Annotated in this window: 27 protein-coding genes and 1 tRNA gene; 13 read left to right on the forward strand and 15 right to left on the reverse strand. The window is 74.2% G+C overall.

Translation table 11 applies throughout. From position 1 onward, the window contains the following. From BUE30_RS10420 to BUE30_RS10435, 4 genes are all read left to right on the forward strand, one after another. The gene (locus tag BUE30_RS10420) at nt 1-885 is read left to right on the forward strand and encodes an MBL fold metallo-hydrolase (protein WP_073329711.1); all 885 of its coding nucleotides are present in this window, start codon (nt 1-3) and stop codon (nt 883-885) included. A 46-nt stretch (nt 886-931) separates the two neighbouring features. After that, nucleotides 932-1,360, forward strand: a complete 429-nt coding sequence (locus BUE30_RS10425) for a protein tyrosine phosphatase family protein (RefSeq protein WP_073329714.1) — start codon at nt 932-934, stop codon at nt 1,358-1,360. Between the two features lie 120 nt (nt 1,361-1,480). Further along, the gene (locus BUE30_RS10430) at nt 1,481-3,238 is read left to right on the forward strand and encodes a SulP family inorganic anion transporter (protein ID WP_139300526.1); all 1,758 of its coding nucleotides are present in this window, start codon (nt 1,481-1,483) and stop codon (nt 3,236-3,238) included. A 115-nt stretch (nt 3,239-3,353) separates the two neighbouring features. Further along, nucleotides 3,354-4,730, forward strand: a complete 1,377-nt coding sequence (locus tag BUE30_RS10435) for a hypothetical protein (RefSeq protein ID WP_073329717.1) — start codon at nt 3,354-3,356, stop codon at nt 4,728-4,730. Here BUE30_RS10435 and BUE30_RS10440 read toward each other — a convergent pair. Next, nucleotides 4,727-5,536 (reverse strand): division plane positioning ATPase MipZ, encoded by an 810-nt coding sequence (locus BUE30_RS10440; RefSeq protein ID WP_073329720.1) that lies wholly within the window; start codon nt 5,534-5,536, stop codon nt 4,727-4,729. The two genes, BUE30_RS10435 and BUE30_RS10440, sit on opposite strands and share 4 nt — an antisense overlap. Nucleotides 5,537-5,768: 232 nt before the next feature. Between BUE30_RS10440 and BUE30_RS10445 the strand changes: the two genes are divergently transcribed. Continuing rightward, on the forward strand, nt 5,769-7,100 hold the full coding sequence (locus BUE30_RS10445) for a DEAD/DEAH box helicase (RefSeq protein WP_073329723.1): 1,332 nt from the start codon (nt 5,769-5,771) through the stop codon (nt 7,098-7,100). A gap of 305 nt (nt 7,101-7,405) precedes the next feature. Here the strand turns inward: BUE30_RS10445 and rpmE are convergent, their stop codons facing one another. The 3 genes from rpmE to BUE30_RS10460 form a co-directional block, all read right to left on the reverse strand. Next, complete coding sequence (gene rpmE, locus BUE30_RS10450; RefSeq protein ID WP_073329733.1) at nt 7,406-7,627, reverse strand: 50S ribosomal protein L31; 222 nt, start codon at nt 7,625-7,627, stop codon at nt 7,406-7,408. Nucleotides 7,628-7,638: 11 nt separating this feature from the next. Further along, nucleotides 7,639-8,031, reverse strand: a complete 393-nt coding sequence (gene rplS, locus BUE30_RS10455; protein WP_073329736.1) for a 50S ribosomal protein L19 — start codon at nt 8,029-8,031, stop codon at nt 7,639-7,641. A gap of 304 nt (nt 8,032-8,335) precedes the next feature. Further along, a complete protein-coding gene (locus tag BUE30_RS10460; RefSeq protein WP_073329739.1) occupies nt 8,336-8,884 on the reverse strand; it encodes a peptidoglycan-binding domain-containing protein in 549 nt (182 codons plus the stop codon). Nucleotides 8,885-9,161: 277 nt separating this feature from the next. Here BUE30_RS10460 and BUE30_RS10465 point away from each other — a divergent pair, with 277 nt between their 5' ends. After that, on the forward strand, nt 9,162-9,485 hold the full coding sequence (locus tag BUE30_RS10465) for a 2Fe-2S iron-sulfur cluster-binding protein (RefSeq protein WP_073329742.1): 324 nt from the start codon (nt 9,162-9,164) through the stop codon (nt 9,483-9,485). Next, nucleotides 9,485-10,267, forward strand: coding sequence for an FG-GAP repeat domain-containing protein (locus BUE30_RS10470; RefSeq protein WP_073329745.1), 783 nt, complete (start codon nt 9,485-9,487; stop codon nt 10,265-10,267). The genes BUE30_RS10465 and BUE30_RS10470 overlap by 1 nt, the downstream gene beginning before the upstream one ends. Nucleotides 10,268-10,275: 8 nt before the next feature. On the opposite strand, the gene BUE30_RS10475 is transcribed toward BUE30_RS10470, so the two are convergent. Next, nucleotides 10,276-11,034 carry an adenosylcobinamide-GDP ribazoletransferase gene (locus BUE30_RS10475; RefSeq protein WP_073329748.1) on the reverse strand — a complete coding sequence of 253 codons (759 nt, stop codon included), beginning with the start codon at nt 11,032-11,034 and terminating at the stop codon, nt 10,276-10,278. Between the two features lie 72 nt (nt 11,035-11,106). Between BUE30_RS10475 and cobT the strand changes: the two genes are divergently transcribed. After that, on the forward strand, nt 11,107-12,129 hold the full coding sequence (cobT, locus tag BUE30_RS10480; protein WP_073329751.1) for a nicotinate-nucleotide--dimethylbenzimidazole phosphoribosyltransferase: 1,023 nt from the start codon (nt 11,107-11,109) through the stop codon (nt 12,127-12,129). Between the two features lie 3 nt (nt 12,130-12,132). Here cobT and BUE30_RS10485 read toward each other — a convergent pair whose 3' ends face one another. Beyond that, nucleotides 12,133-12,609 (reverse strand): Lrp/AsnC family transcriptional regulator, encoded by a 477-nt coding sequence (locus BUE30_RS10485; RefSeq protein WP_073329754.1) that lies wholly within the window; start codon nt 12,607-12,609, stop codon nt 12,133-12,135. Nucleotides 12,610-12,725: 116 nt separating this feature from the next. Between BUE30_RS10485 and hppD the strand changes: the two genes are divergently transcribed. Further along, nucleotides 12,726-13,826: a 4-hydroxyphenylpyruvate dioxygenase gene (hppD, locus tag BUE30_RS10490; RefSeq protein ID WP_073329757.1), complete on the forward strand. Its 1,101-nt coding sequence runs from the start codon at nt 12,726-12,728 to the stop codon at nt 13,824-13,826. 78 nt (nt 13,827-13,904) lie between these two features. Here hppD and BUE30_RS10495 read toward each other — a convergent pair whose 3' ends face one another. Then, on the reverse strand, nt 13,905-18,338 hold the full coding sequence (locus tag BUE30_RS10495) for a hypothetical protein (protein ID WP_073329760.1): 4,434 nt from the start codon (nt 18,336-18,338) through the stop codon (nt 13,905-13,907). Nucleotides 18,339-18,558: 220 nt separating this feature from the next. Here BUE30_RS10495 and BUE30_RS10500 point away from each other — a divergent pair, with 220 nt between their 5' ends. After that, nucleotides 18,559-19,287 carry an SIMPL domain-containing protein gene (locus BUE30_RS10500; RefSeq protein WP_073329763.1) on the forward strand — a complete coding sequence of 243 codons (729 nt, stop codon included), beginning with the start codon at nt 18,559-18,561 and terminating at the stop codon, nt 19,285-19,287. On the opposite strand, the gene BUE30_RS10505 is transcribed toward BUE30_RS10500, so the two are convergent. The 3 genes from BUE30_RS10505 to BUE30_RS17795 form a co-directional block, all read right to left on the reverse strand. Next, the gene (locus BUE30_RS10505; protein WP_244526330.1) at nt 19,275-19,847 is read right to left on the reverse strand and encodes a DUF421 domain-containing protein; all 573 of its coding nucleotides are present in this window, start codon (nt 19,845-19,847) and stop codon (nt 19,275-19,277) included. The genes BUE30_RS10500 and BUE30_RS10505 overlap by 13 nt on opposite strands. Before the next feature lie 20 nt (nt 19,848-19,867). Then, nucleotides 19,868-20,860, reverse strand: coding sequence for a hypothetical protein (locus BUE30_RS10510; RefSeq protein WP_073329766.1), 993 nt, complete (start codon nt 20,858-20,860; stop codon nt 19,868-19,870). Between the two features lie 235 nt (nt 20,861-21,095). After that, a tRNA-Tyr gene (locus BUE30_RS17795) sits at nt 21,096-21,179 on the reverse strand. A 138-nt stretch (nt 21,180-21,317) separates the two neighbouring features. Between BUE30_RS17795 and rlmB the strand changes: the two genes are divergently transcribed. Then, nucleotides 21,318-22,094, forward strand: coding sequence for a 23S rRNA (guanosine(2251)-2'-O)-methyltransferase RlmB (rlmB, locus tag BUE30_RS10515; protein ID WP_073329769.1), 777 nt, complete (start codon nt 21,318-21,320; stop codon nt 22,092-22,094). A 164-nt stretch (nt 22,095-22,258) separates the two neighbouring features. Here rlmB and BUE30_RS10520 read toward each other — a convergent pair whose 3' ends face one another. Then, nucleotides 22,259-22,900 carry an SDR family NAD(P)-dependent oxidoreductase gene (locus BUE30_RS10520; RefSeq protein ID WP_073329772.1) on the reverse strand — a complete coding sequence of 214 codons (642 nt, stop codon included), beginning with the start codon at nt 22,898-22,900 and terminating at the stop codon, nt 22,259-22,261. Continuing rightward, nucleotides 22,897-23,508, reverse strand: coding sequence for a hypothetical protein (locus tag BUE30_RS10525; protein WP_139300527.1), 612 nt, complete (start codon nt 23,506-23,508; stop codon nt 22,897-22,899). Before BUE30_RS10525 ends, BUE30_RS10520 begins: the two co-directional genes overlap by 4 nt. 151 nt (nt 23,509-23,659) lie before the next feature. Here BUE30_RS10525 and BUE30_RS10530 point away from each other — a divergent pair, with 151 nt between their 5' ends. Together BUE30_RS10530 and BUE30_RS10535 are read left to right on the forward strand one after the other, a co-directional pair. Then, nucleotides 23,660-24,631, forward strand: a complete 972-nt coding sequence (locus tag BUE30_RS10530) for a DUF808 domain-containing protein (protein WP_073329778.1) — start codon at nt 23,660-23,662, stop codon at nt 24,629-24,631. Continuing rightward, nucleotides 24,628-24,993 carry a DoxX family protein gene (locus BUE30_RS10535; protein ID WP_073329781.1) on the forward strand — a complete coding sequence of 122 codons (366 nt, stop codon included), beginning with the start codon at nt 24,628-24,630 and terminating at the stop codon, nt 24,991-24,993. Before BUE30_RS10530 ends, BUE30_RS10535 begins: the two co-directional genes overlap by 4 nt. A gap of 214 nt (nt 24,994-25,207) precedes the next feature. Here BUE30_RS10535 and rpmB read toward each other — a convergent pair whose 3' ends face one another. The 3 genes from rpmB to BUE30_RS17520 all read right to left on the reverse strand — a co-directional run bounded on the left by rpmB (nt 25,208) and on the right by BUE30_RS17520 (nt 26,979). After that, nucleotides 25,208-25,495: a 50S ribosomal protein L28 gene (rpmB, locus tag BUE30_RS10540; protein ID WP_073329784.1), complete on the reverse strand. Its 288-nt coding sequence runs from the start codon at nt 25,493-25,495 to the stop codon at nt 25,208-25,210. Nucleotides 25,496-25,606: 111 nt separating this feature from the next. Then, nucleotides 25,607-26,611, reverse strand: coding sequence for a methylmalonyl Co-A mutase-associated GTPase MeaB (gene meaB / locus BUE30_RS10545; protein WP_073329787.1), 1,005 nt, complete (start codon nt 26,609-26,611; stop codon nt 25,607-25,609). Further along, nucleotides 26,608-26,979, reverse strand: a complete 372-nt coding sequence (locus tag BUE30_RS17520) for a hypothetical protein (protein WP_073329790.1) — start codon at nt 26,977-26,979, stop codon at nt 26,608-26,610. Before BUE30_RS17520 ends, meaB begins: the two co-directional genes overlap by 4 nt. Nucleotide 26,980: the final 1 nt, after the last annotated feature.

The following is a 26,980-nucleotide window of genomic DNA, read 5'->3' on the forward strand; positions in this document are numbered from 1 at the left end:
ATGACCGCCTATCCCGTCGACCTGACCGTGCGCCCCGATGTCGAGGCCTTCTTCGATCCGGCCACGAACACGATCAGCTACATCGTGAAGGATCCCGGCTCGGACGCCTGCGCCATCGTCGACAGCGTCATGGACATCGACTACGCCGCCGGCCGCATCACCTACGAGCATGCCGACCGGATGATCGCCCGCGTGCAGGAGCGGGGCCTGCGGCTGGACTGGATCATCGAGACCCATGTTCATGCCGACCACCTCAGCGCCGCCCCCTACATCCAGGAGCGTCTGGGCGGTCGGATCGGCATCGGCGCGAAGATCCGCGTGGTGCAGGACACGTTCGGAAAGGTCTTTAACGAGGGGACGGAGTTCCAGCGCGACGGCAGCCAGTTCGACGCCCTGTTCGAGGACGGCGACACCTACATGATCGGCGGGATGCGGGCCTTCGCCATGGACACGCCCGGCCACACGCCGGCCTGCATGGTGCATGTGATGGGCGACGCGGCCTTCGTCGGCGACACGCTCTTCATGCCCGACGGCGGATCGGCCCGGGCCGATTTCCCCGGCGGCGATGCCGGTCAGCTCTACGACAGCATTCAGAAGGTGCTGGCCCTGCCGGACGAGACGCGGCTCTTCATGTGCCACGATTACGGACCGAACGGCCGCGACATCCAGTGGGAGACCACGGTCGGGGAAGAGAAGGCGCACAACATCCATGTCGGCCGGGATCGGACGAAGGAGGAGTTCGTCGCCTTCCGCACCGAGCGGGACGCCCAGCTCGCCATGCCGCGGCTGATCATCCCTTCGCTGCAGGTGAACATGCGCGCCGGCGAGGTGCCGACCGACAAGGACGGACGGCCGATGCTGAAGGTGCCGCTGAACGGCCTCTGACACCCCCGCCCCCGGTCCCCCCCCCCTCCGCTCTCAGGTGACCCGCATGGATATCCGCCAGATCGCACCCGGCCTCTCGGTCGGCCCGCAGATCGTTCCAGCCGACATCGCCGCGCTGAAGGCCGCCGGCTTCGGAGCGATCGTCTCGAACCGCCCGGACGGCGAGGAAGCGGGGCAGCCCGCCTCCGCCGAGATCGCCCGCGCGGCGCAGGCGGCGGGCCTCGCCTTCCGCGCCCAGCCGATCCGGCCCGGGCAGGTGGGCGCTCAGGACGCGGCCGATTTCGGTGCGCTGCTGGAGGCGCTGCCGGGCCCGGTCTTCGCCTATTGCCGGACCGGCACCCGGGCCGCGACGCTCTGGGCGCTGTCGCAGGCCGGCCGCCGCCCGGCCGAAGGGATCATCGCCGCAGCCCGTGCCGCCGGCTACGACCTCGCCCCCCTGCGGGACCGGCTGGAACGGGGCGCCGTCGAGGACTGAGCCTACGATACCGCCGGCCAGTCCGACCGACGGGCGGGCCGGGACGGGATGGACCGCCGGACGGGCGGGCCGGGACGGGATGGGCCCCCGCAGGGGCGGCCCGACGAAGGAGATGGGACGATGACGCTCACCCGCTACCTGCCGATCCTCGACTGGGGGCGGCGCTACGACCGCGAGGCCTTCGCCTCCGACGCGGTGGCGGCCCTGATCGTGACGATCATGCTGATCCCGCAATCGCTGGCCTACGCGATGCTGGCCGGCCTGCCGCCGGAAGCGGGGATCTACGCCTCGATCGCGCCGATCCTGCTCTACGCGGTCTTCGGCACCAGCCGCGCACTGGCCGTGGGGCCGGTCGCGGTCGTCTCGCTCCTCACCGCCGCCGCGGTGGGGCAGGTGGCCGAGGCGGGGACGGCCGGCTATGCGGTGGCGGCGCTGACGCTTGCCTTCCTGTCGGGGGCGTTCCTTCTGGCGCTCGGCCTGTTCCGGCTGGGCTTCATCGCGAACTTCCTCAGCCACCCGGTGATCGCGGGCTTCATCACCGCCTCCGGCATCCTGATCGCGGCCAGCCAGCTCAAGCACATCCTCGGTATCCCTGCTTCGGGCGACACCCTCTTCGAGATGGCCTACGAGCTGGGCCGGGGCCTCGACCGGGTGAACCTGCCGACCCTCGTGATCGGGGTCACGGCGACCGCCTTCCTGTTCTGGGTGCGCCGGGGGCTGAAGCCGCTGCTGCGCCGCGCCGGGCTGGGGCCGAAGGCCGCGGATTACGCGACCAAGGCCGGGCCCGTCGCGGCCGTGGTCGCCACGACGCTGGCGGTCTGGGCGCTGGGGCTGGATTCGGCGGGCGTCGGGATCGTGGGCACCGTCCCGCAGGGGTTGCCGCCCCTGACGCTGCCCGGCTTCTCCCCCGACCTGATCTCGCAGCTCCTGCTGCCGGCGATCCTGATCTCGGTCATCGGGTTCGTCGAGTCGATCTCGGTCGCCCAGACCCTCGCGGCGAAGCGCCGCCAGCGGATCGACCCCGACCAGGAGCTGATCGGCCTCGGCGCCGCCAATCTCGGGGCGGCCTTCACTGGCGGCTACCCGGTCACCGGCGGCTTCGCGCGCTCGGTCGTCAATTACGACGCCGGGGCCGCGACCCCGGCGGCGGGCGCCTTCACCGCCGCGGGGCTGATGGTCGCCGCGCTCGCGCTGACGCCGCTCGTCCACTACCTGCCGAACGCCACGCTCGCGGCCACGATCATCGTCGCGGTGACGAGCCTCGTCGATTTTTCGATCCTCTCGCGCACCTGGACCTACGCGCGGGCCGATTTCCTCGCCGTGGCGGCGACGATCCTGCTGACGCTGGCCCTGGGGGTCGAGGCCGGCGTCTCGGCCGGGGTGCTGCTGTCGATCGCGCTGCACCTCTACAAGACGTCGAAGCCGCATGTGGCCGAAGTCGGCCGGATCGCGGGGACCGAGCATTTCCGAAACATCCTGCGTCACGAGGTCGAGACCGACCCCTCGGTCGTGTTCCTGCGGCCGGACGAGAGCCTCTACTTCGTCAATGCCCGCTTTCTCGAGGACATGGTGCTGGCGCGGATCGCGGATGCGCCCGCGCTGCGGCACGTCGTCCTCGTCTGCTCGGCGGTGAACGACGTCGACTTCTCTGCGCTGGAGAGCCTCGAGGCGCTGAACGCCCGGCTGCGCGAGGCGGGGATCGGCCTGCACCTGGCCGAGGTGAAGGGCCCGGTGATGGACCGGCTGCAGGGCTCGCATCTGCCGGGGGACCTGAACGGGCGCGTCTTCCTCACCCAGAACGCCGCCTGGTCCTGTCTCGTCGAGGGCGGGGCCGTGAACGAGGGGCGCGGCGGCTGGCGCATCGCCCGCGCGTCCTGACGGCAGGTCCCCGCGGGGGGGCCGCGTTCCGCAAATGGCGCCGGGCCCGCCCGAAAACCGCCCGATTGCCCACCGACCCTCGGCCCCGGTGTGGTGACTCGGAAGGAACGCGGGGATGCGGATCTGGATCGTACTCGGCATGGCCATCCTGCGGATGCCGCCGCTGGCCCTTCTCGCGCTGGCGGGACTGATCCTGGCGGGCGGCGGGGTGATGCAGCATCGGGCGAGCCTGTCCAATCTGGACCGCGCGGCGGCCGTGGCTGCCGGTCCGCCGGCGCAGGTCGAGGCCGGCGCCTACGACCGCGGGACGGACCGCACCGCGCTGGACGAGGTCCATCTGCGCGGCCAGCTCGACTTCTCGTGGGATCACGAGCTGACGCTCGAGGGTCGGATCGAGGACCGCCACGCCTACATGATCCCGCTGCTGGCGCAGGGGGCCACCGACGGGTCCGAGGTGCTGGGCGTCGTTCTCTACGACCGGCCCGGCCAGGGCCACGACGTGATCGACCCGATGGACATCTACGCCGAGGCCAAGGGCATGGGAGTCGTCGGTCCCATCGTCGCCTTCAACGGGACCGAGACCGGCTCGCTCGGCCGCTGGGCATCGCTGGTCAGGGACAGCTTCGAGGATACGGGCCATGCGATGCCGGCCGACATGCTGGTGCTGCGGCCCTTCGACGGCGACCGCGCGGCGGCCCTCGCCCCCCGCTCGGCGGTGATGCACTGGATCCCGGCCGGCGTGGCCGCTTGCCTGCTCGTCCTGCTGGCGGTGTTGAGGATGACGGTTCTCAGGGGCGCCTTCCCGGCGCCGCGGCCGCGCGAGGAGATGCCCGAATGGTCGCCCGGCGCGCCTGTGGCGGGCAGCGACCGGCCGCGGACGCAGTACCACATCCCGAAGGGGCAGGAGGCGCCGATGGCCGAATGGCAGAAGCGCCTTGCCGAGAAGACGCGCGCCGGCACGCTCGGCACGAGCCAGCTGATCGCCGGCGAGGGCGAGGTCGGCGCCGCCGCTGCGGCGGCCCGTCGTCACCTGCCGCGGCGGCGCACGCCGGAGGGGCGGATCGGCATGATCCTCGGCATGGCCGGCTTCGCCGCGATGGTGCTGATCGCCGTCTCGGCGCTGGTCTCGAACCGCGAGGGCGTGGCGGCGATCGTCGACTTCCGTTTCGCCGAGGCGGTGGCCTCGCTGCCGATCGAGGAATCCGACAGTCTCGTCGCGACGATGGTCGCCGGATGGGTCGACAGCCGGCTGGGACTCGACGCGCCGCGGCCGGAGGTCGCCGCCGCGACGATCGACCTGACGCCGGTCGCCTACTGGCTGGTCAACAGGGCCTGGGGCGCCGCCCACGGGAACGGCGGCGACATCGCCCTGCTGGCGCTGATCCTGCTGGGGCCCTTCGTCGCGCTCTTCGTCTGGCTGACCTTCATCCGGCTGCGCCGGGCCTATACGCCGAAGGTGACCGCGCGGATCTCGTCGATGGGGATCAACTAGAACTCGACGCTCACCCCCGGCAGGTTCAGCGCCTTCATCAGGTCGCGCAGCTCCTGCCGGGCGGCGACGTTCGAGATGTTGAGGTTCGTCACCCCCAGATCCCGCAGGTCGAGCAGGGTCAGCCCGCGCGGGAAGAGCTCGCGGAAGATCACCCGCTCGCCGAAGCCGGGGGCGCTGCGAAAGCCGATCCGGCGGGCCAGCGCGGCGATCGCCTTCTCCATCCGCTCCTTGTTGACCATGTTCTGCGCGCCGAGCCGGTTGCGGACCACGACCCAGTCGATCGGCTTCAGGCCCGCCTGGGCGCGCAGCTGCCGGGCGCTCCACACCATCTCGGAATAGACCGAGGGGCCCTCGATCGTCTCGGCATCGGTCCCGATCCGGGCCAGCAGGTCGAAATCGACGAAGCTGTCGTTCAGCGGGGTGATCAGCGTGTCGGCCAGCGAATGCGCCACCTGGCTGAGGCGGGTATGCGAGCCGGGGCAGTCGATCAGGATGAAGTCGCGGTCCGGCTCCATCGAGGCGACGGCGGCCGAGAGCCGGTGGTCCGAGGCGTTCTCGCCCGGCTGCAGGGCCGCCTGGTCGACGGGGGGCAGGGCGGTATGGCTGGGGGTCGGCAGGTCCAGCCCTTCCGCCTGCATGTAGCGGCGTCGATTGGCGAGGTAGCGGGCGAGCGTCTGCTGCCGCAGGTCGAGGTCCAGCGTCCCGACCCGGTGCCCCATCCGCGCCAGCGCGGTCGCCACATGCATCGACACGGTCGACTTGCCGGCCCCGCCCTTCTCGTTGCCAACGACGATGATATGCGCCACGCCCGATGCCCCTTGCTTCCCGCCGGCGATCTGGCGCGCCGGTCGGGCCCGTTTCGCGCAGCGTAGGGCGGGGGCCGGCCGAGGGGAACCCGGTCCGCCCCACCGGGGGGGCACGGCATTGACTTATCGGCCACGGCCCGCATATGGGGCAGGCCATGACATTCCCGCGCGCGGCGGCCGATCGCCGGCCCCCCAGAACCTGGAGCGCGCCCGTTCCCGAAAGAGACCTCCGATGGATTTCGACATGCTGGGCCTCGCGCCCCGCCTGACCGCCGCCCTGTCCGAACAGGGCCTCACCCAGCCGACCCCGATCCAGGCGCAGGCCATCCCGCACGTGATGGACGGGCGCGACGTGATGGGCCTCGCCCAGACCGGCACCGGCAAGACGGCGGCCTACGGGTTGCCGATGCTCGACGCGCTGCTCAAGGACGGCGGCAAGGCCCCGGCCCGCGGCGCCCGCGCGCTGGTGCTGGCGCCGACGCGCGAGCTGGTGAACCAGATCGCCGACAGCCTCGGCGCCTTCGCGGGCGAGGGCTCGCATCTGCGGGTGCTGCGCGTCGTCGGCGGGGTCGGGATCAACCCCCAGATCAAGCGGCTCGAGAAGGGCGCGCATGTGCTTGTGGCGACGCCCGGCCGCCTGATCGACCTGCTCGACCGCAAGGCGGTCAGCCTGTCCGAGACCGGCTATCTCGTCCTCGACGAGGCCGACCAGATGCTCGACATGGGCTTCATCCACGCGCTGCGCACGATCTCGAAGCACCTGCCGGAAGAGCGGCAGACGCTCCTCTTCTCGGCCACCATGCCCAAGCTGATGGCCGAGATCGCGGGCAGCTACCTCAAGGATCCCGTCCGGGTTCAGGTGGCCCCCCCGGGCAAGGCGGTCGAGAAGATCGACCAGGAGGTGCATTTCGTCGCCAAGGCGGCGAAGGGCGACCTGCTGGTCGAGATGCTGGAGGCGCACAAGGACGAGCGCGCCATCGTCTTCGGCCGCACCAAGTGGGGGATGGAGAAGCTGGCCAAGCAGCTCGACCGGCAGGGCTTCGCCGTCGCCGCGATCCACGGCGCCAAGAGCCAGGGCCAGCGCGAGCGGGCGCTGCAGGGCTTCCGCGAGGGGACGCTCAAGGTGCTGGTCGCGACCGACGTGGCCGCGCGGGGGCTCGACATTCCCGAGGTGCGTCATGTCTACAATTTCGAACTGCCGAACGTGGCCGAGAACTATGTCCACCGGATCGGCCGCACCGCGCGGGCCGGGGCCGATGGCCGCGCCGTCGCCTTCTGCGCCCCCGACGAGATGGGCGATCTGAAGGACATCGAGAAGGCGATGAAGGCCGCCATCCCCGTCGCCTCCGGTCGCCCGTGGGAAGTCGAGGAGCAGCCGGCCAAGAAGTCCGGCGGCGGGGGGCGCGGCCGCCGGGGCGGCGGCGGCGGTGGCGGGCGCCCGCAGGGCGCCGGTGGCGGCTCGAAGCCTCAGGGCGGTGCGGGTCGCGCCGGCGGCGGCGGCAAGCCCGGCGGCGGCCTGCGCCGCGGGCGCGGCGGCGCGGGGCGCGGGGCCAAGTCCGCCTGACACGGCACCGCAGACGGGTCCCGGACGATCGCGTCCCGGACCTTATCCGGGGCCTTGCGGGGTCCCTCGACTGCCCCTTTCTCCGCGAGACCGGCCCTCTCGCTGTATCCGTCAGTGCCGTAGAGTCCGCGGCCCCCGGGGCCGTGCCGATCCATCTTCCGCGAGGGCCAAGAAGGGTCCGGCACCGCTCGGTGGAACTCCGGATCGGTCCGGGTAGGCGTCACTGAAACGCGGGCGGCGCCCCCCTGAAACGAGAAACGCCGCCCCGGGGGGCGGCGTTTCCGTATCGTGCGGGCCGGGTCGGCTCAGAAGCCGAGGCCGGCATACTTGTTCTTGAACTTCGACACGCGGCCGCCGGTGTCCATCAGGCGCGACGAGCCGCCGGTCCAAGCGGGGTGCACCGTGGGGTCGATGTCGAGCGACAGCTGGTCGCCCTCCTTGCCCCAGGTGGACTTCATCTGGATCACGGTGCCGTCGGTCATCTTGACGTCGATGGCGTGATATTCGGGGTGGATACCGTCCTTCATCCCGTCTCTCCTCAGGCGTCGGCGGAGGCCGTGTCGGCCTTCGGCTTGTAGTTGGTGACTTCCGCGATCCGGGCCGATTTGCCGCGGCGCGAGCGCAGGTAGTAGAGCTTGGCGCGGCGGACCTTGCCGCGGCGCACCACCTCGATGCTCTCGATGTTGGTCGAGTAGAGCGGGAAGACGCGCTCGACGCCCTCGCCGAAGGAAATCTTGCGCACGGTGAACGAGCCGGCGATGCCGTGGCCGTTCTTGCGGGAAATGCACACGCCCTCGTAGGCCTGCACACGCGTCCGCGTGCCCTCGGTCACCTTGTAGCCGACGCGCACGGTGTCGCCGGCCTTGAAGTCGGGAATCTCCTTCCCGAGGGAGGCGATCTGCTCGCGCTCCAGTTCTGCGATCAGGTCCATCCGATCTCTCCATGACTGCTCGCGGTTTGTCCCGCGAAGGTTCATCCGCCCCGATTGCTCCGCTCTTCGTCCGGGTCCGCGCGATCGCGCCCGGCGGAGGTCGTGTGGCCCTTTGCTTGCCGGACCGGCGGGTCAGGCGGGGCCGAAGCCGCCACGCCCCCGCACGGGTCACGGGTCCGCCGACTCGCATTCGAGCCCCGGACGGGCGGCGTATAGGCAAAGCCGGCCCCGCGATCAAGGGCGTCCGGCGGGGGGGGGGGCGGCGGCGGCGCCGGGGCCCGCGAGCCCGGGCCGGCGCGCGGCCTCAGCTCTCCGACAGCCGGTCCAGCTGGTCCTGCGAGAGCGCCACCAGGCCCAGCCGCCGTGCGGCGCCGAGCGACAGGAGCGGGCTGTCCGGGCCGTCCTGCCGCTGGAAATCCTGCACCGCCCGTCCGGTCGCGGCGTCCCAATGTCCCGTCACGGCCCCCCGGAAATAACCGCGCGCGGCGAGGGCGCGCTGCAGGCTCTCGACGAAGGGCGCGGTATAGGCCGGGGGGCAGAGCGTCTCGAACACGACCTCCTCCCGGTCGCGCAGGATCTGCTGGCGCGTCACCGTCCGGTAGGTGGCGGGGCGGGCGATCCGCCCGTCCGGTCCGAGTACGGGGGCGGTCACCTGCTCCTGCGCGGTCACCGTCTCGACCACGGCGGGGGCCGTGTCGCGGCCATAGCAGGCGCCGTCCGGGCCGATCTCGATCCCGTCGGCGAGGGTCGGCGCGTCGGTCCCCGGCGTCTCCGCGTCCGGCACCGGCCCGCAGGCGGCGAGGGCGAGGACCAGCGCGAGCGGGCGGGCGGGGCGAGGAAGGGCAGGGGTCACGGGTCGGGCCGGGCAGGGGGAGGGGCGGGGCGACAGGGTCGGGGCAGATCGGCGCGGCACGCGGCCGGACGATCCGCCCCGACCCTAGGCCGTCGCGGGCCGGTCCGGAACGGCCCCCGCCATCCCGGTGCCCCGGCTATGGCGCGGCGTCCACAATCGCGGCCCCGGCCCGCCTCTGCCCTGTCCCTGCCCCCGGGACGCGCCGCCTCTGGCCCCGGCGCCCCGTCGCGCCTAGATAGGCCCCGACCCGGACCGAGGCGCAGCGAGGCAGACCGACATGGCGAAGATCACCTATATCGAACACGACGGGACCGAGCACGTGCAGGAGGTGCGCAACGGCCTGACGGTCATGGAAGGGGCCCGCGACAACGGGATCCCGGGGATCGAGGCCGATTGCGGCGGCGCCTGCGCCTGCTCCACCTGTCATGTCTACGTCCATCCCGACTGGGTCGACCGGCTGCCCCCGCGCGAGCCGATGGAAGAGGACATGCTCGACTTCGCCTACGAGCCCGACCCGGCCCGCTCGCGCCTGACCTGCCAGCTGAAGGTGTCGGATGCGCTGGACGGGCTGGTCGTGCAGATGCCCGAGAAGCAGATCTGATGCGCCGGGCCGCCGCCCTCCTCGCCGCGCTGGTGGCGCCGGGGGCCGCGGCGGCCTGCATCGCGGACCAGGCCGCGCTCACCTCCTATCCCGCCAGCGTGGTCGCGGATTCCGCGACCGGCGGCGCGGTGCGGCGGGCCTGGTTCGACGATCCCGCGACCCGCTACGATCACGGCATCCTCGGCCGCGCGGACGAGCCGGGCACGCTCTGGGTCGACACGCCCGGGAACCGGGGGCCCTGCGGAACCGCGCTGGTCCTGGGCGCGGATCACGTCTTCGAGGATGTCGCCCCGCGCCTTGCCGATCTGGACGGGGACGGAACGAACGAGGTCGTCGTGGTCCGCGCGTCGCTGACGGAAGGCGCGCAGATCGCCGTCTACGCCCATGACGGGCGGGATCTGCGGCTGCTCGGCGCCACGCCCCATATCGGGCAGCCGCATCGCTGGCTCGCCCCGGTCGGGATCGCCGATCTCGACGGGGACGGCGCGGTCGAGATCGCGGCAGTGGACCGTCCGCACCTCGCGCGGATCCTGCGGATCTGGCGCTGGACCGGGGCCGGTCTCGTGGAGGTCGCGTCGGCCGCGGGGGTGACGAACCACCGGATCGGGGACCCCGCCATCGCGGGCGGGATCCGCGCGTGCGGCTCCGGGCCCGAGATGATCGTCGCGCGGGGTGACTGGTCGCGGCTGCTCGCCCTGCGCTTCGACGGCGACGAGGTGACGGGCCGGGATCTCGGCCCGTGGTCCGAGGCGGCGGTCGCCGCCGCGATGGCCTGCCGCTAGCGGCGCCGTCAGGCCGCCGCCACCGCCACGCAGAGCACCGCGATCGACACGAGCTGCTGCGCGGCGCCGAGGATGTCGCCCGTCTGTCCCCCGATCCGCCGCCGCGCCAGCGCGCCCCAGCCCCAGGCGATGCCGGCGGCGAGCAGGATCGCCCAGATCCCCGCCGGCCCCAGCGCGACGAGGGCACTCGCCGCGCCGATCCCCCCGGCCAGCCAGGCCGTCCGGGCCGGCGGTCGGCCGACGCTGCGCGCCAGCCCGTCGGGCCGGGCCGGGGGCAGGGCGGCCATCAGACCCGCCATCGCCGCCCGCGACAGGGCCGCCGCCGCCAGCAGCCCGCCCGCCAGCCCCCCGGTCCCCGCCAGGGCGGCCAGCGCTGCCCAGTGCAGACCGATCCCCAGGACCAGCGCGATCACCCCGTAGGCGCCGATCCGGCTGTCCTTCATGATCTCCAGCCGGCGCGCGCGCTCGCGCCCGCCCCAGAGGCCGTCGGCGCTGTCGGCCAGCCCGTCCTCGTGCAGCGCGCCGGTGACCAGGACCGACGCGGCCAGCGCCGCGCCCGCGGCCAGCGCCGGGGTGAGCCCCAGCGCGAGCGCCGACGCGCCCGCCGCCCAGGCCAGCGCCCCGACCGCCAGCCCCGCCACCGGCCAGGCCCAGGCCGCCGGCCCGCCGCGCGGGGCGCGCATCGGCACCGGCAGGCGCGTCAGCAGGCCCAGCGCCTCGGGAATATCGGCCGTGCGCGGCCCCGTCCCGTCGTTTCCGGTCCCCATCGCGTCCTCCCCGCTCTTTCCCTCGTCGCGCGCTGCGCTAGACATGCCCCACCGACCACCAACGGATCGCCCATGCAAGACGCCGCGCCCTTCGACGACCTCTCCGATTTCCAGACCGTGCTGATCGGCCTGCCCGGCTCGGACAGCCGGGCCCGCGAGGCGGCGCGGGCCCGCAACGACCGCCTGACGAAACCGCCGGGCGCGCTCGGCCGGCTCGAGGAGCTGGCCGTCTGGTTCGCCGGGTGGGCGGGCACCGAGCGACCGGTCCTCGCACGGCCGCAGGTCGCGGTCTTCGCCGCGAACCACGGCATCGCCGTGCGCGGGGTCTCGGCCTTTCCGGCCGAGGTGACGGCGCAGATGGTCGCCAACTTCCGCGCCGGGGGAGCCGCGATCAACCAGCTCTCGGCCTGGGCCGGTGCGACGATGAGCGTCCACGCCCTCGACCTCGACCGGCCGACCCGCGACTTCACGACCGGCCCCGCGATGAGCGAGGCCGAGGTCGTGCGGGCGCTCGAGACCGGCTGGACCGCGGTCGACCCGGAGGCGGATGCGCTCGTCGTCGGGGAGATGGGGATCGGCAACACCACCTCCGCCGCCGCGCTGGCCTGCGCCCTGTTCGGCGGCGCGGCCGAGGACTGGGCGGGGCGCGGCACGGGCATCGACGAAGCCGGCCTGTCGCGCAAGGTCGAGACGATCACCGAGGGGCTCGGCCGTCACGGCGCGGCGCTGACCGACCCGCTGGAGGCGCTGCGCTGCCTCGGCGGGCGCGAGATCGCGGCGATGGCCGGGGCGATCGCCGCGGCGCGGTCGCACCGGATCCCGGTGGTTCTCGACGGTTTCATCGCGACCGCCGCGGCCGGCGTCCTGGCGCGGGCCGCGCCCGGCTGCCTGACCCATTGCGTCGCCGGCCATGTCAGCGCCGAGAGCGGGCATCGCCGCCTGCTGGGCAAGCTCGGGCTCGACCCGATCCTCGATCTCGGCCTGCGCCTCGGCGAGGGGTCGGGGGGCGCGCTCGCGCTCGGGGTGCTCGCCGCCGCGCTGCGGACCCATTCCGGCATGGCCACCTTCGACGAGGCGGGCGTCTCGGACGGGTAGCGATCAGAGCGGCAGGGGACCGTCGGATTTCACCCTTTCGAGCACGATCTGGCTCTGCACCCGGTCGACGCCGGGATGCGGCAGCAGCAGGCGCTGGATCACCCGGTTGAGGTCGGCGAGGTCGCGGGCGAAGACCCGCAGCAGGTAATCCGCCTCGCCCGTCATCGTCCAGGCGCCGGTGATCTCGGGCCTTTCCCGGACGAGGCGCAGGAAATCGCGGGCATTCTCCTGCGAATGGCGGGCCATCGCGATCTGGACGAAGGCCTCGACCCCCAGCCCCGCGGCGGGGGCGTCGATCTCGGCCCGGTAACCCCGGATCACGCCCGCCGCTTCCAGACGCTGCCGCCGCCGCCCCGCCTGGCTGGGCGAGAGGTGGATCGCTGCGCCCAGTGCCTCGGCCGTCATCTGCCCGTCGCGCTGGAGCGCGGCGAGCAGGCGCCGATCGGTGTCGTCGAGCGCGGTGCGGGGATCCTGCGTCATAGGCGAAAATGGTGCGCGAACCCCGCGCAGAGGGCAAGCCCGCCGCCAAGGATCGCGCGCATTCCGCGCGCTGATCGCGCGACAATCGGCCTCGACCGACATCAGAGGAGACCGCCATGGGCCCCTTCCCGCACGACGCCCCGAAATCCACGATCACCGACGCCAATCCCGCCGGCACCGACGGATTCGAGTTCGTCGAGTTCGCTCATCCCGAGCCCGAGAAGCTGCGCGAGCTGTTCACGCGCATGGGCTATGCCCACGTCGCGACGCACAAGCGCAAGGCGGTGGAGCTTTGGCAGCAGGGCGACATCACCTATGTCCTGAACGACGAGCCGGGCAGCCATGCCCGAACTTTCGTCGACGAGCACGGCCCCTGCGCCCCGTCGATGGCCTGGCGGGTGGTCGATGCCGCCCATGCGCTCGCCCATGCGGTCGCGAACGGGGCCGAGGAATATACCGGACCCGGCAAGGTGATGGACGTGCCCGCGATCGTCGGGATCGGCGGCAGCCTCATCTACTTCATCGAGGATTACTACGAGACCTCGCCCTATAACGGCGCGTTCGACTGGATCGCCCAGTCCAAGCCCGAGGGCGTGGGGTTCTGGTATCTCGACCACCTCACCCACAACGTCCACAAGGGCAACATGGACGTCTGGTTCGACTTCTACGGCCGCATCTTCGGCTTCAAGGAGATCCGGTTCTTCGACATCCAGGGCAAGCATACGGGCCTCTATTCCCGTGCGCTGACCTCGCCCTGCGGCCGCATCCGGATCCCGATCAACGAGGACAGGGGCGAGACCGGGCAGATCGTGGAATATCTCAAGCGCTACAACGGCGAGGGCATCCAGCACATCGCCGTGGGCGCGCGGAACATCTACGACAGCGTCGAGGCCATCGCGGCCAACGGGCTGAAGTTCATGCCGCCCCCGCCCGAGACCTACTACGAGATGAGCCACGAGCGCGTCGTCGGCCACGAGGAGCCGCTGGAGAAACTGCGCAGGCACGGCATCCTGATCGACGGCGAGGGGGTCGTGGACGGGGGCGAGACGAAGATCCTGCTCCAGATCTTCAGCCGGACGGTGATCGGCCCGATCTTCTTCGAGTTCATCGAGCGCAAGGGCGACGACGGGTTCGGCGAGGGCAACTTCAAGGCGCTCTTCGAATCGATCGAGGCGGACCAGATCGAACGCGGCGTGCTCGACGCGGCGAAGGCCTGATCGCCCGGACGAGGTCGCAGGACCTGGCCGGGCAGGCCGGGAGGGAAGGGGCGCCGGCTGGGCGCCCCTTCTTCCGTTCTAGCCCTCGGGGATCTCGAGGTAGTAGGTCCGGCCCCGCACCACGTAGTTCAGCGCGTTGTCCCCGATGGCCGTGACCTGCCCCCCTTCGAGGCTGTCGCCGACGCTGACGCGGATGTAGCGCCCGTTGCCCTGCCGGATCAGCGCCCGGCGGTTGTCGGGCCGACCGTAGACCCCGATCAGGTTGACCTCGCCGAGGGAGATGGCGTCGTTCGCCGTCGCCGCCGCGGCCACCCCGCCCGGCACGGGGCCGGAGGGCCGGGCCGCCGCGGAGGAGACCTGCTCGGGCTCGCTGTCCGCCTCCTCGACCTGCCGCTGGGGCTGCTGCGCCGCCGGCTGCTGAGGTTGGGGCGCGGCCTGCGGCTGGGCCGAGGCGATCCGCGTCTGGGCCCGGTCGACGACGCGGCCGAAGTTCTGCGGCCGGGAACCGGGGCGTTCGGCGCGGGACACCGCGCTGGCGGTCACGCCGGCCAGCGGGTCCGGCCCGCTGCCGATGATCGCCGCTATGGCCGCGCCCACATCGGCCGGCGCTTCCTCGGGGGGGACATCCTCGATCTCGGCCTCGGCCAGGGCGCCGTCTTCCTCCGTCTCCGGGGCAAGATCGCCGGGACGCGATCCCGGCCGCGGTCCGTCGAAGCCCGGAAGCGGGGCGAGGGCGGCGACGCTGTCCGGCCGGAGGGGCGGCGTGTCGCCGTCGAACGGGGTGAGCGCATCGAGCGTCACTGCGCCGGGCGTCGCCCGCGCCTCCTCGTCCGTCGTGCTGCCGGGGCGCAGCGGGGGCAGGGCCGGCGGGCTGCCGGCCGAGCTGGGCACCTCCTGCGGGATCGGCGCCGGCGCGGCCGCCACGACCGGGCGCTGCGGCGGCGTCGCGGGCGGCGCGGAGGAGGTGACGGCGACGGCTGCCGGGTCGACGGCCGTCGCGGCCTCCTCTCCGACTTCCTCGGTGGCGGGCTCGGCGGCGCTCGCCGGCACTTCGGCGGCGGGACGCAGGGGCGGCAGGCCCGGAGGCGCGGCCTGCACGATCGCGACGGCCTCGGTCACGGCCTCCGCCTCTGGCTCTGCCTCTGCCGCGCCGGGATCGGCGGCATCGGGTTCGGCGGGACTCTCGGGGGCGGGGGCCGCCTCGGGCCGCAGCGGCGGCAGGCCGGGCGGCGCGGTCTCGACCAGCGCGATTGCTGCGGGCGCGGCATCTGCCGCCGGCGGGGCGTCCGGTTCCGACCCGGCATCGGGCAGCGGCTCGGAGGCCGGGCGCAGCGGGGGCAGGCCCGGCGGCGCCGCTTCGACGATCCGCGCGACGATCGCTTCCTCGGTCCCGGGTTCGGCCCCGGACTCGGACTCGGCCTCGGATTCGGCCCCCGGCTGGTCGGTCCCGACCTCCTCGACCGCCGCGATTTCGGCGTCCGGCTCGGGTTCGGGTTCGGGCGCGCGCTGCGGCGGCATTTCGGGCGGCGCGGTCTCGGCGGTGAGGAAGCCTTCGGGCGGCAGTTCCGGCTCGGGCGGTTCGGTGCCCGGCCGGGTGGGCGGATCCTGCGACGGCGTGCCGGCAAAGATCGTCATGCCCTGCGGCGTCACCGTCCCCTCGGGCGTGGCGAGGAAGAAGCCATTCGCGTCGCGCGCGAAGATCGTCCCGGGCGCGGGCGGATCGAGCTGCAGGCCGAGGCCCAGATCGGGCGTGGCGGCCGACAGGGCGAGATCGGCGGGCGCGGCCGGTTCGGGCACGGGCTGCATCGCGGCGGGATCGGGCCGGGGGGCGGGATCGCCCTCGGGCTCCAGCGGCAGGCGCGGGCCGCGCACCCAGACACCGGTCGCGGCGTAGAAGCGCTCGGCCTCGGCGGGGCTCGGCACCACGCCGGGGGGCGGGGCCGGGACGACGGCCTCGGCCTCGCCCGGCTCGGGTTCGGCCAGGGCCGTCTCGGCTCCGTCGTCCGCCGCCGCCTCGGGCTGCGTCTCGGCAGCGTCGCCGCGCGCGATGGCCTCGGCCAGGGCGCCGGCGAGGCTCGGCGCCTCGTCCGCATCCGGCGCCGCCTCTGCCCCCGGCGCGACCTCGGCCCCGGGCGAGGGCGTGGCGGGCGCCTCGACCTCTTCCGCCAGGGCGACGTCCTCGTCCGGGGCGGCCACCGCGTCCGGCGCGGTCGTGGCGCCCGGCTCGGCCTCGGCGACGGGCAGGTCGGGCGCTCCTTCCGGGTCGGTCGGGCCGGGCTGGGCGGGCGCGGAGATGTCGGCAGAGGGCGCGGGGCCGTCCGTGTCGCCCGGCAGGGCCGTCGCCACGTCGGTCGGCGCATCCTCGCCGCCGCCCAGCAATCCGGCCACGCGATCCGCCGCGCCGGGGCCGAACAGGGCGGCGAGGGCCAGCACGAGGATCAGCGCCGCCACCAGGGCGAGGCCGAGATAGCGCGGCCGTCCGGCCGCCGGCGTCGGGTCGATCCCGCGGCGGCCGAAGATGGTGAAGCGCTCTTCCTCCGACAGGTCCGCCTCGCCCGCGAGGCCAGCCCCGGGCCGTAGCGAGGCGGCGAGTTCCGGCGGCGGGGCGCTGACGGGGGCGCGCGGCGGCGCGGCCGCCGTGGATCGGGGCGGAACGGATCCGGTGGCGGCGGTCCCGCTCGCGGCTGCCGCGGTCGCGGCAATCCCCGCCGGCGCGGATCCGCGCCCGGCGAGACGCTGCCGCTGGGCCGCCACATGCGCGATGCCCGGATGCGGCGGGGCGAGCGGCGGCGCGTCCCGCGCCGGGGCGAGGGGGATCGTCGTGGGGGCGGGACCGGACCCGTCTTCCGCCCCGTCCGATGCCGGGGTGGGGCCGGCCGCCGGCGAGGACGTGCCGTCGGGGCGGGCCGCTCCGTCCTCCGCCTGGGGGGCGGCGGGCATCGCCCCGGCAGTGTCCACGGACTCCGCCGCCCCCGGGCCCGGCGCGGCATCGTCGAGCGGCTCGACCACGGGAGCCGGGGGCGTCGTTGCCGCGACCTCGTCCATCTCCGGCGGGCGGGGCGGCATCGCGGCGGGGCCGGTCTGCGCGGCCTTGCGCCTTCGGATCGCGGCGGGCGTCTCGGTCGGCGGCGCGCCGGGCGGCGGGGCGGGGAAGCCGATCCGGCCGGGCGCGGGCGGCAGATCCCCGAGGCCGGGCCGACGGCGCGAGGAGAAGAGCGGCGGCGCGGGCCCCTCGACCGGCTCTGCGGAGGGCGATCCGGACACGAGACGCCCGCGATCCCGCCGCGTCGCGAAGAGCGGCCGCCCGTCGCCGGCATCGACCGGTCCGGGCTGAGGATCGGGCGCGGGCCCGGCGTCCGGGTCGGCGACCGGATCGGCGTCGGCGTCCGGCTCGTGGACGGATTCTGGCGGAACCGCGTCGCCGCCGGAGGGCTGGGCCTTGTCGCCCGGCCCCCCGGCCCGCGGAGGCTCGTGTCCCGGGGCCGGCGCCTCGTCCCCGCCCGCCCGAGCCCCGGGGGCCGCATCGACCCGCTCCGGCGCCGGTTCCGCCCCGCCGGGCCCCGCGGCCCGCGCGGCGTCGTCATCGATCGACCCGTGCGGCGCGGAGTCCTCGCCGCCCGCGATCTGCGCGTCGGGCTCCGCCGGGGGCGATGCGGCCCCCCCGGTGGAGGCGGCCTGCGAAAATGCCTCTCCGGCCGGATCGTCGGGGCCGGCCTCGCCCTCGCGGCCCCCGGGGGGGGGCGGCACGTCCGGCGCGGGGAAGGGCGGGGCGGCCGCAGGCTCCGTCTCGCCCCCGGGCCGGTCCGATTCGGTAGGTCCCGCCGGCGCCGGATCGGTTCCGGGCGCGGACCCGGCCCGAAGGGTGGAAGGCGGATCGACGTCGAGAGGGCCGGGGCCGTCCTGCGACCCCGCGGCCAGGGGGAGGGACGGGGCCGGCGCATCGGACGCCGCCAGCGCCCCCTCGTCCGGCGCGGGGTCCGCCGCCTCTGCCCCTGCCACCGCCCCGTCCGCGACCCGGACCGCCGGATCCGGGTCGGTTCCGGCGTCCACGCCCTCGGCGGCGGCGAAGGACGGCTGCCCGATGAAGGCGCCGGGCCGGCCGGCGGCGGCGATGGCCACCGGGTTCAGACGGTGGGCCTCGGCGAAGGCGCGCGCCTCCTCCAGCGTCGAATCCTCGACCGCCGCCACATAGGTCCGCTCTCCGTCGCGCGAGATGTCGTAGACGAGGGCGGCGGGATCGACCGATGCCTCCTCCGCCAGCGCGGCCTCGACCTCGAGCGCGCTGCGGTGCCCGTCCAGCGCCATCCAGTGAACCTGGCTGTGCGGCAGGAAGACCTTCGTCCGGATCCCCTCGGGGGCGAGGCGCGCCGCCTGCCGGCGGAGCCGCGCCATCGCGGCGGACAGGTCGGGCGCGTCCGCCGCCACCTCGCCGACGAGCATCCACCCGCCCTGCCGACGGAAAAGGACCGACAGGCCGTCATCGGTCAGCGAGATGGCGAAGTTCGGGATCATGGTCCGGGAGTAGCAAGAGGAGCGGATCGGTCAAAGCCCCGATCCCGTCGCCGGCTCAGCCTAAGGCAGAAAGCCGCCGCACGGAAGCGTCGGAAAAGGTCAAGCTGGCGCCGGCGGGCGGGCTGGGGGACACGTCACGGTGATCGCATTGGTCAAGATCGGGTGATGGAGCCGCCGCGCCCCGCGCCGCGTTTCCCGCCCGCCACATGGAGGACACCGCATGACCACCCTGATCCGCGCGACCGCGCTCGCCCTCGCCGCGCTGCCGGCCACCGCCCCGCTCGCCCTTGCCCAGACGGCACCGGCCCCGACCGTATCCGGCCCGGAATCGGCGGGCCGCGTCACCGTGACCGGCACCGGCAGCGTCACGGCCAAGCCCGACATCGCCCGCATCACCCTCGGCGTGACCGAGGAGCGCCCGTCCGCCGATGCGGCGCTGGGGGCGGTGGGGGCGGGGCTCGACGCCGCGCTGGCCGTCCTGCGCGAGGCGGGGCTGGCCCCGTCCGACATCCGCACCACGCAGATCGAGCTCGGCCCCGTGGTCGAGTACGGCGAGGACGGCCCGCTGCCCCCGACGCGATTCCGCGCCGCCTCCTCGGTCGAGGTGACGCTGCGCGATCTCGACCGGATCGGCGAGGTGCTGGACGCGGCGACCGAGGCGGGCGGCAACACGCTGGGCGGAATCGTCTTCGACCTGTCCGACCGCTCCGCCGCGCTCGATGAGGCGCGCCGCGCCGCCGTGGCGGATGCCGCCGCCCGGGCCGCCCTCTACACGGATGCGGCCGGCGTCGCGCTCGGTCCGCTCGTCGCGATCTCGGAGGGTGCGGCCTCGGCGCCGCCGATCCCGATGATGGCCGAGGCGCGGATGATGGACGCGTCCGCCCCGGTCCCGGTCGCTCCGGGCGAGATCGAGGTCACGGCGGAGGTGACGCTGGTCTACGGGTTCTGAGGGCCCGTGGCGCGGTCGGCCCCGCCGATCCCGGCGGTGGCGTAGGGCACCCGCTCCTCCTCCGCCTGCGCGACGACCGAGAAGCTGCCGTCGGTCTCGAGGATCACGGCGGTCACGTCGTTCGGGTCGGGGACGGAGGAGGCGCGGATGACCGTCATCAGCTCCGTCTCCGTCACCCGCTCGCGGCGCAGCGCCGCGTGCTGGATCTCGCCGTTGCGCATGAGCAGGCTCGCCTCCGACCGGACGAGCCCGGCGAACCGCTCCGACCGGACGGAACTCCAGGCCACGATCCATTGCAGGCCGATCAGCAGGGCGAAGGCGGTCAGCCCCTCGGCCAGGGCGACGCTTTCGGACAGCAGGATCGAGGCGAGGACCGACCCGATCGCCACCGTCACGACCAGGTCGAAGGCGTTGAGCTGCGCCAGCGTGCGCTTGCCCGAGATCCGCAGCATCGCGACGAGGCCGATATAGGCCAGCGCGCCGACGAGCAGGGTCCGCAGGATGCCGGACCAGTTCTGGAAGAGCATGTTCGAGATCGCGTCCATGGAGACCCAGCGCATCGGGCGCCGCCCCGGTTCCCTCAGCGCATCCAGTATCCCGCGGCACGGATCGCCTTGCGCAGATCCGCCTCCCGGGCCGGCAGGGCCTCCCGGTCGAAGAGCGCCCGCACCTCGCGGCCCTGGCCCTGGTAGACCATCTTCTGCAGGGGGCGATGCGCCTTGAGCACCCTCTTCACGGCGTTCGGCGTCGCCGCGGCCTCGAGCGCCGCGACCACCCGGTCCTCCTCGCGGGCATAGAGCAGGGGGAAGAGCCGGTAATGGCAGGTCAGCTCCCCGTCGAGGCGCGCCAGCTCCGGCCCCGGCCGCCCGCCGCCGAGGGCGTGGATCGCCAGCGGCAGCGCCACCTGGTCCAGCCAGGGGTCCAGCGGCTGCAGGGCCAGCGCCTCGGGCGGGTCGTCGCGGATCCGCGTCGCCATGTCGAGAAAGTGCTGGTGGAAGCGGGCCGGATCGGGGCCGCAGAACCATCCGGCGTTGAAATAAAGATAGCGCTCCCACCATTCGTCCGGCATCGACCGGTCGAGCGAGCTCTCGAAATCCAGCCCGAACAGGTCGTAGAGGCTGCGCCAGATCGCGCCGTATCCAGGCCAGTAGACCTCTTCCCTCGGCCAGGTCGCGCTGCGCCGCATCGAGGCGGCGGGCCGGGCAAGATGCGGCGCCAGCACCGACACATCGCCGAGGACGAGCGTGTCGCTGTCGCAGAACAGGAACGGCTCGCCCGGGGGCAGGACGGCCAGCCCCTCGATCTTGTTGCCGTTGGGGTAGGCGGCGCCGAAATGCCGGCTCTGGAAGGGCCGGATCTCGGCGCCGAACCCCTCCAGCAGGTCGCGGTGCCCCGGCGAGATCCGCGGATCCCCGGGCCAGAGCGGGCCGGGCTGCGGCTCGGCGACGATGAGGCGGCCGGGAAAGCCGGGGCAGGCCCGGGCGAGCGAGGCGGCGAAGAGCACCGCCTCGGCCTCCAGCCGGCCGGACTGGCCGACGATCAGGATGTTGAACGGGGCAGGGGCGTGGGTCATCTCGCCCGCATCCTAGGCCGTGCCTGGTGGCGACGAAAAGGCGGAGACGGGCGCGATCCGGGGCAGGTCGTGCGCGGCGCGCCGCGACGGCGCCGTCCTCGCGGCCTCGATGCGGCCGGCGGGGGGCGGTCAGGGGGGCGGTCACGGGGCGGGTTGGGGGGGGGGTCAGGGGGAAGGTCCGCCGACCATGATCCAAAGGATCGGGCGACCTCGCGTCGTGATGGGGGAGGGGGGATGGTGGGCGACCCTGGAATCGAACCAGGCATGGGTCTCCCCGGCGGAGTTACAGTCCGCTGCCGCACCTTGCAGCTCGTCGCCCGTCACGCCGGGCGGGCCCGGTGTGCGGCGCGTCGATAGCGGCGGGGGCGGAGGGCGTCAAGCGGGTATCGCCGCTCCCTTGCGTCCGCGGGCCGGCGGGGGCACATCGGCCCCCAGCAGATGCCGGGAGGCCCCTCAGATGAAGAAACCCGCCTGGGTCGTCGACAAGGAACGCGCCAGGCGCGCCGCCGCCGCCGAGACCGTCTGGCTGTTCGGCCTGCACGCGGTGCGCGACGCGCTCGCCAATCCCGCGCGCCGGATCCTGCGCCTCGTCGTGACGCGCAACGCCCTCGACCGGCTGGGCGCCGAGGCGATCCCCCCCGGCATTGAGCCCGAGATCGCCGATCCCCGCAGGTTCCCCGCCCCGCTGGATCCCGGCTCGGTCCACCAGGGCGCGGCCTGCGAGGTCAAGCCGCTGAGCTGGGGCCGGCTGGCCGATCTCGCGCTCGCGGAGGGGCCCGGCGCGCCGCGGCTCGTCCTGCTCGACCGGGTGAGCGATCCGCACAATGTCGGCGCCATCCTGCGCTCGGCCGAGGTGTTCGGCGCCCGCGCGGTGATCGCCACCTCGCGCCATTCCGCGCCCGAGACCGGGGCCCTGGCCAAGACCGCCTCCGGCGCCCTCGAGCGCCAGCCCTATCTGCGCGTCGTCAATCTCGGCGAGGCGATCCGCGAATTGCAGGAGATGGGCTACACCGTGCTCGGCCTCGCCGGCGAGGCCGGGATCGACATCGGCGACGCGGTCGAGCCGATCCGCGACCGCCCGATCGCGCTCGTCCTCGGGGCGGAGGGGCCGGGCCTGCGCGAGAAGACGCGGGAGCTCTGCGACCGGCTCGTCCGGATCCCCGCCGCCGGCCCCTTCGGCTCGCTCAACGTCTCGAACGCCGCCGCCGTCGCGCTCTACGCTGCCCGCGGCTAGGCCGCGGCGCCTCCCTGCTCTTATCTTGCCCCAAATACTCCGGGGTCCGGGGCGGAGCCCCGAACGGGCGGAGCCCCGGACGGGCGGAGCCCCGGCCTCCGCCGGCCACCGGCCACCGGCCACCGGCCGCCGGTCCCCCGGCACCGGCCCGGCCCGCGACCGTCTCAGCCCGCGATCAGCGGCAGGAGCCGGGCCGCCTCGTCCGCGGGACTGGCCAGCGCGTCCCGGTCCTCGCCGGGAAAGAACCGCGCGCGGACCGCCGTCGCCATCGGACGCGGCTCCAGCACCGTCACCCGCGGGCCGGTCTTCTCGGTCTCCGCCGCCCAGGACCGGGCGAGGGCGATCTGCGCGGCCTTGGTCGCCCCGTAATGGCCGAAGAACTTCTCGCCCCCGCGCGGATCGTCGAACATCACGGCCTGTCCGTCGGTCCCGAGGAGCGGGCCGACATAGCGCACCAGCCGGGCGAAGGCGGTGACGTTGACCTCGACCGACCGGGCGAAGTCCTTCTCCGCCAGATAGGGCGCGGGGCCGAGGGGGCCGGCATGGACGGCCGTGTGCACCCACATCGACAGCCCGCCCCAGCGGTCGTGGATCGACCGGCAGAGCTGCTGCATCGCGGCATCGACGGCGATGTCCATCGGCGCCAGCACCGCCTCGCCGCCCGCCGCGCGGATCGAATCGTCCAGCTCCTCCAGGGCGCCGGTCGTGCGGGCGACGGCGACGATGGTGCGGCCGGGCGCGAGGGCGCGCGCCAGCGCGTGGCCGAGTCCGCGCGAGGCGCCGGTGACGAGGATGGGCAGGGTCATTCGGGTCGCTCCTTGCTGGGGCGGCGGGCCGCGGCGGCCGCCGGGCGGGCCGCGCCCGCCGTCGCGTTGGTGACGGCGCGGATCGCGGCGCGGGCCGGGGCGAGGTCGCCCCCGGCCCCGATCCAGCCGGTGAAGACGTCGAAATCCTCGGCCAGGGTTTCCAGCCGCATCGGCAGGACATGGCGCTTGCCGGCGAGGAAGGCCTCGATATTGGCCGTGACCGTGTCGACGTAGTCCCGGCACTCCTCGATCAGGGGCCGGTCCGGCGCGCGGCGTCGCGACCGGGCGAGGATGTCCATCCGGTAGGCCCGGACGATCCCCTGCCGGGCCCGCGCGGCAAAGCTCTGCGCCACCGCTTCCGGATCGCGGGTGAGGTGGACATAGGCCGCGCTGTCCCCCCAGCTCCGCTCCAGCCGGCCGAGCAGCCAGGACAGGCGGTTGTCCACCTCGACATGACGGGGCGGATAGGACAGGCGGTCCGCGCCGGTGCGCCAGGTGCGGCTCTCGTGCCCCGCGGTCCATCCGGGCAGGGCGGCGCAGGCCCGGGCCAGGGTCATCGACCCGCAGCGCCCGGTGCAGAGCACGAAGACGTTGGCCGGAAAGCTCATGCCGCCCCCGGGCAGGGCGGGCATGGGGGCCGGGCGGGGTTGGGCGGGGGTGTCATGCCCTTCCCCTAAGATGCCGGGCGGGGCCGGGCAAGCCGCGCTTGCCGCGCGGCGACGACACGATAGCTAAGGCCGGACCATCGACGGAGGCCCCATGAGCGGACTGATCGCCCTACTCGACGACGTGAGCGCCATCGCCAAGGTCGCCGCCGCCTCGATCGACGATGTCGCCGCGGGGGCGATGAAGGCCGGGACCAAGACCGCCGGCGTGCTGATCGACGACGCCGCCGTCACGCCCAAATACGTCACCGGGTTCTCGCCCAAGCGCGAGTTGCCGATCATCTGGAAGATCGCCCGCGGCTCCATCTTCAACAAGCTGGTGATCCTGCTGCCGATCGCGCTTCTGTTGGCGAATTTCGCGCCCTGGGCGATCACGCCGCTGCTGATGCTGGGGGGCAGCTACCTGTGCTTCGAGGGCGCGGAGAAGATCGTCCACGTCCTCGCGCCCCACGCCTCCGAGAAGGTGGACGCGGACCTCAGGGTCGAGGACCCGACCAAGCTGGAGGAGCGCAAGGTCCGCGGCGCCATCAAGACCGATTTCATCCTGTCGGCCGAGATCATGACGATCGCCCTCTCCACCGTCGAGGCCGACAGCGTCTGGCTGGAGGCGGCGACCCTCGCCGTCGTCGCGGTCGCCATCACGGCCGCGGTCTACGGCTCCGTCGCGCTCATCGTGAAGGCCGACGATGTCGGCCTCGCCCTGGCGCAGCGCGCCCGGCTGGGGGCGAGCCGGGCCCTCGGGCGGGGGCTGGTGCGCTGGATGCCCGCCTTCCTGCGGCTGCTCTCGATCGTCGGGACCGCCGCGATGCTCTGGGTCGGGGGCAACATCGTCGTCCACGGCCTGCACGATCTCGGCTGGCACCTGCCCTACGACTGGATCCACGACCGGGCGGAGTGGGTGGCGGACCGCGCGCGGGCCTGGCACGGCTTCGTCGCCTGGGCGGTCACCGCATTCTTCGACGGGATCCTCGGCCTGGCCTGGGGGCTGGTGCTGATCCCGCTGGTCACGGGCGTCTTCGCCCCGGCCGTCGCGGCGGTGACGGGCAAGCGGCAGGGCGCGCATTGACCCGTGCCGACCGGGCGCTTCTCGTCGCGGCGCGGCTGCTGATCGCGGCGCTGTTCCTCGGCGGGGCGGTGCAGAAGGCGCTGTCCCCTGCCGGCACGCAGGAGCTTCTGGCGATGCGCGGGTTGCCGCTCTGGCTGATCTGGCCCGCCCTCGGCTACAACGCCGCGGCCGGCCTCGCGCTGGTCCTGGGCCTCGCGCTGCGCCCCGTCGCGCTGAGCCTCGCGGCCTATTGCGCGGCGACGAGCGTCTTCCACCTGCAACCGGACGATCCCTGGCAGATGACGATCTTCGTCAAGAACTGGGCCATCTCGGGCGGCTGCCTCGCCCTCGCCGTGGCCGTCCGTCCCGCCCGCCCGGGCTGACCCGGCCGGGCCGAGCCCGCACCCCCGCTCCGCCGCAGCCCCGATCCGGGGCCGCGCAACCGCGGGCGATGTGCCGCGCCGTTCTCTTCGCAGGGCTCCCGCAGACTTTTCGCCGTGCCGGCCAGGGGAAAGCGGCCCCGGAGGGCGCCTCCCCCGGCACGACAAAGGGCCCGGCCGTTTCCGGCCGGGCCCTGTCAGCGATCCGGGCAGGGGCTCACGCCTCGGCGGTGGCCTTGGCGATGTCCTTCTTGACCTGCAGGGCCGAGGCCGACAGCTCGTCGTCCTTGGCGCGGGCGAGGAAGGCGTCGAGGCCGCCGCGATGGTCGACGGTGCGCAGCGCGGCCGAGGAGACGCGGAACTTGAAGGAGCGGCCCAGCGTGTCCGAGATCAGCGTCACGTCCTGCAGGTTCGGCAGGAAGCGGCGGCGCGTCTTGTTGTTCGCGTGGCTCACGTTGTTGCCCGTCATCGGGCCTTTTCCGGTCAGTTCGCAGCGGCGCGACATGGGCGTCATCCTTCTCTCGGTCGGGGCGGCCCTGCCCGCGAGGGACGGCCTTCCTCGAAAATGCGGCAGGGCCCGCCGATGCGGCAGGGCCCCGGAAATCGTCCGCGCGCTCTAAGGGGAATCGCGGGACGCGTCAAGGGCGCCCCGCCGCAGCGGCGCCAGCGCGGCTCGGGCCGCCGCGGCGGGGGCCGCGCGGCCGGCCGCGACGTCGCGGCGTGCCGCCTCCAGCCCCCGGGCGAGGGCCGGGTCCGCCGCCAGCAGCTCGGCGAGGCCGGCCTGCAGCTCCTCGTCGAACCAGTGGGCGCGCTGGGCGGCGCGTGTCCGGTCCCAGGCCCCGCTCGCGCGGCGGGCCCCGGCCAGCGCCTCGACCGCCGCCCAGGCCGCCTCCAGCCCCGCCCCGGTCGCGGCCGAGACGGTGCGCACCATCGGGTAGCCCTCGGGGTCGTCGGGCCGGGGGCGCATCAGCCGCAGCGCGCCCGCGTAATCCGCCGCGGTGCGCGCGGCCTGCGCCGCGAGATCCCCGTCGGCCTTGTTCACGAGGACGAGGTCCGCGATCTCCATGATGCCGCGCTTGACCCCCTGCAGCTCGTCCCCGCCCGCCGGGGCCAGCAGCAGGACGAAGAGGTCCGTCATCCGCGCCACCAGCGTCTCGGACTGCCCGACGCCCACCGTCTCGACGATCACCGTGCCGTAGCCCGCCGCCTCGCACAGGCGCACCGCCTCGCGGGTGCGGCGCGCGACGCCGCCGAGCTGCGCCGCGGCGGGGGAGGGGCGGATGAAGGCATTGGGATCGCGCGAGAGACGCTCCATCCGCGTCTTGTCGCCCAGGATCGAGCCGCCCGACCGCGCGGAGGAGGGATCGACGGCCAGCACCGCCACCCGCTCGCCCCGCGCGGTGAGCCTCAGGCCGAGCGCCTCGACGAAGGTGGACTTGCCGACCCCCGGCGTGCCGGACAGGCCGATCCGCATCGCCTCGCCCGTCCCGGCGAGCGCGTCCAGCAGCCGCTCGGCCGCCGCGCGGTGATCGGGGCGGCGGCTCTCCACCAGGGTGATCGCGCGGGCCAGCGCGCGGCGATCGCCCGCGGCGATGGCCGCGGCGCTTATCTCCGCGCTCACACCCGCCCCGTCGACCAGAGCCACCAGACGATCAGGATGCCCGCCAGCAGCACGGCGAGCGCGATGGCCGCCGCCACGTCCAGCATCGCCGCGCGGGCCCGCGCCCGCGGATCGACCCCGCCCAGATGGGCCGACAGCCGGGCATGGGCGGCTGCGACCCGGGCCGCGTCGATCCGGCGCGAGAGCTTCGGATGTCCCTCCATGGCGGCCGCCTCGGACAGGGTGCGGATATCGGCGCGCAGCCGCCGGGACAGGGCCCGGCGCGCCCGGGCGGCCTGCCGGTCGAGGTCGCGGCCGCGCAGCCGCAGCTTGGCCTTCAGGGCCTCGCCGATCTCGTCGGCCTGCTGCTGGTAGGTGCGGCTCTCCATG

The organism is Wenxinia saemankumensis (genome assembly GCF_900141735.1).
GTDB classification, from domain to species: Bacteria; Pseudomonadota; Alphaproteobacteria; order Rhodobacterales; family Rhodobacteraceae; genus Wenxinia; species Wenxinia saemankumensis.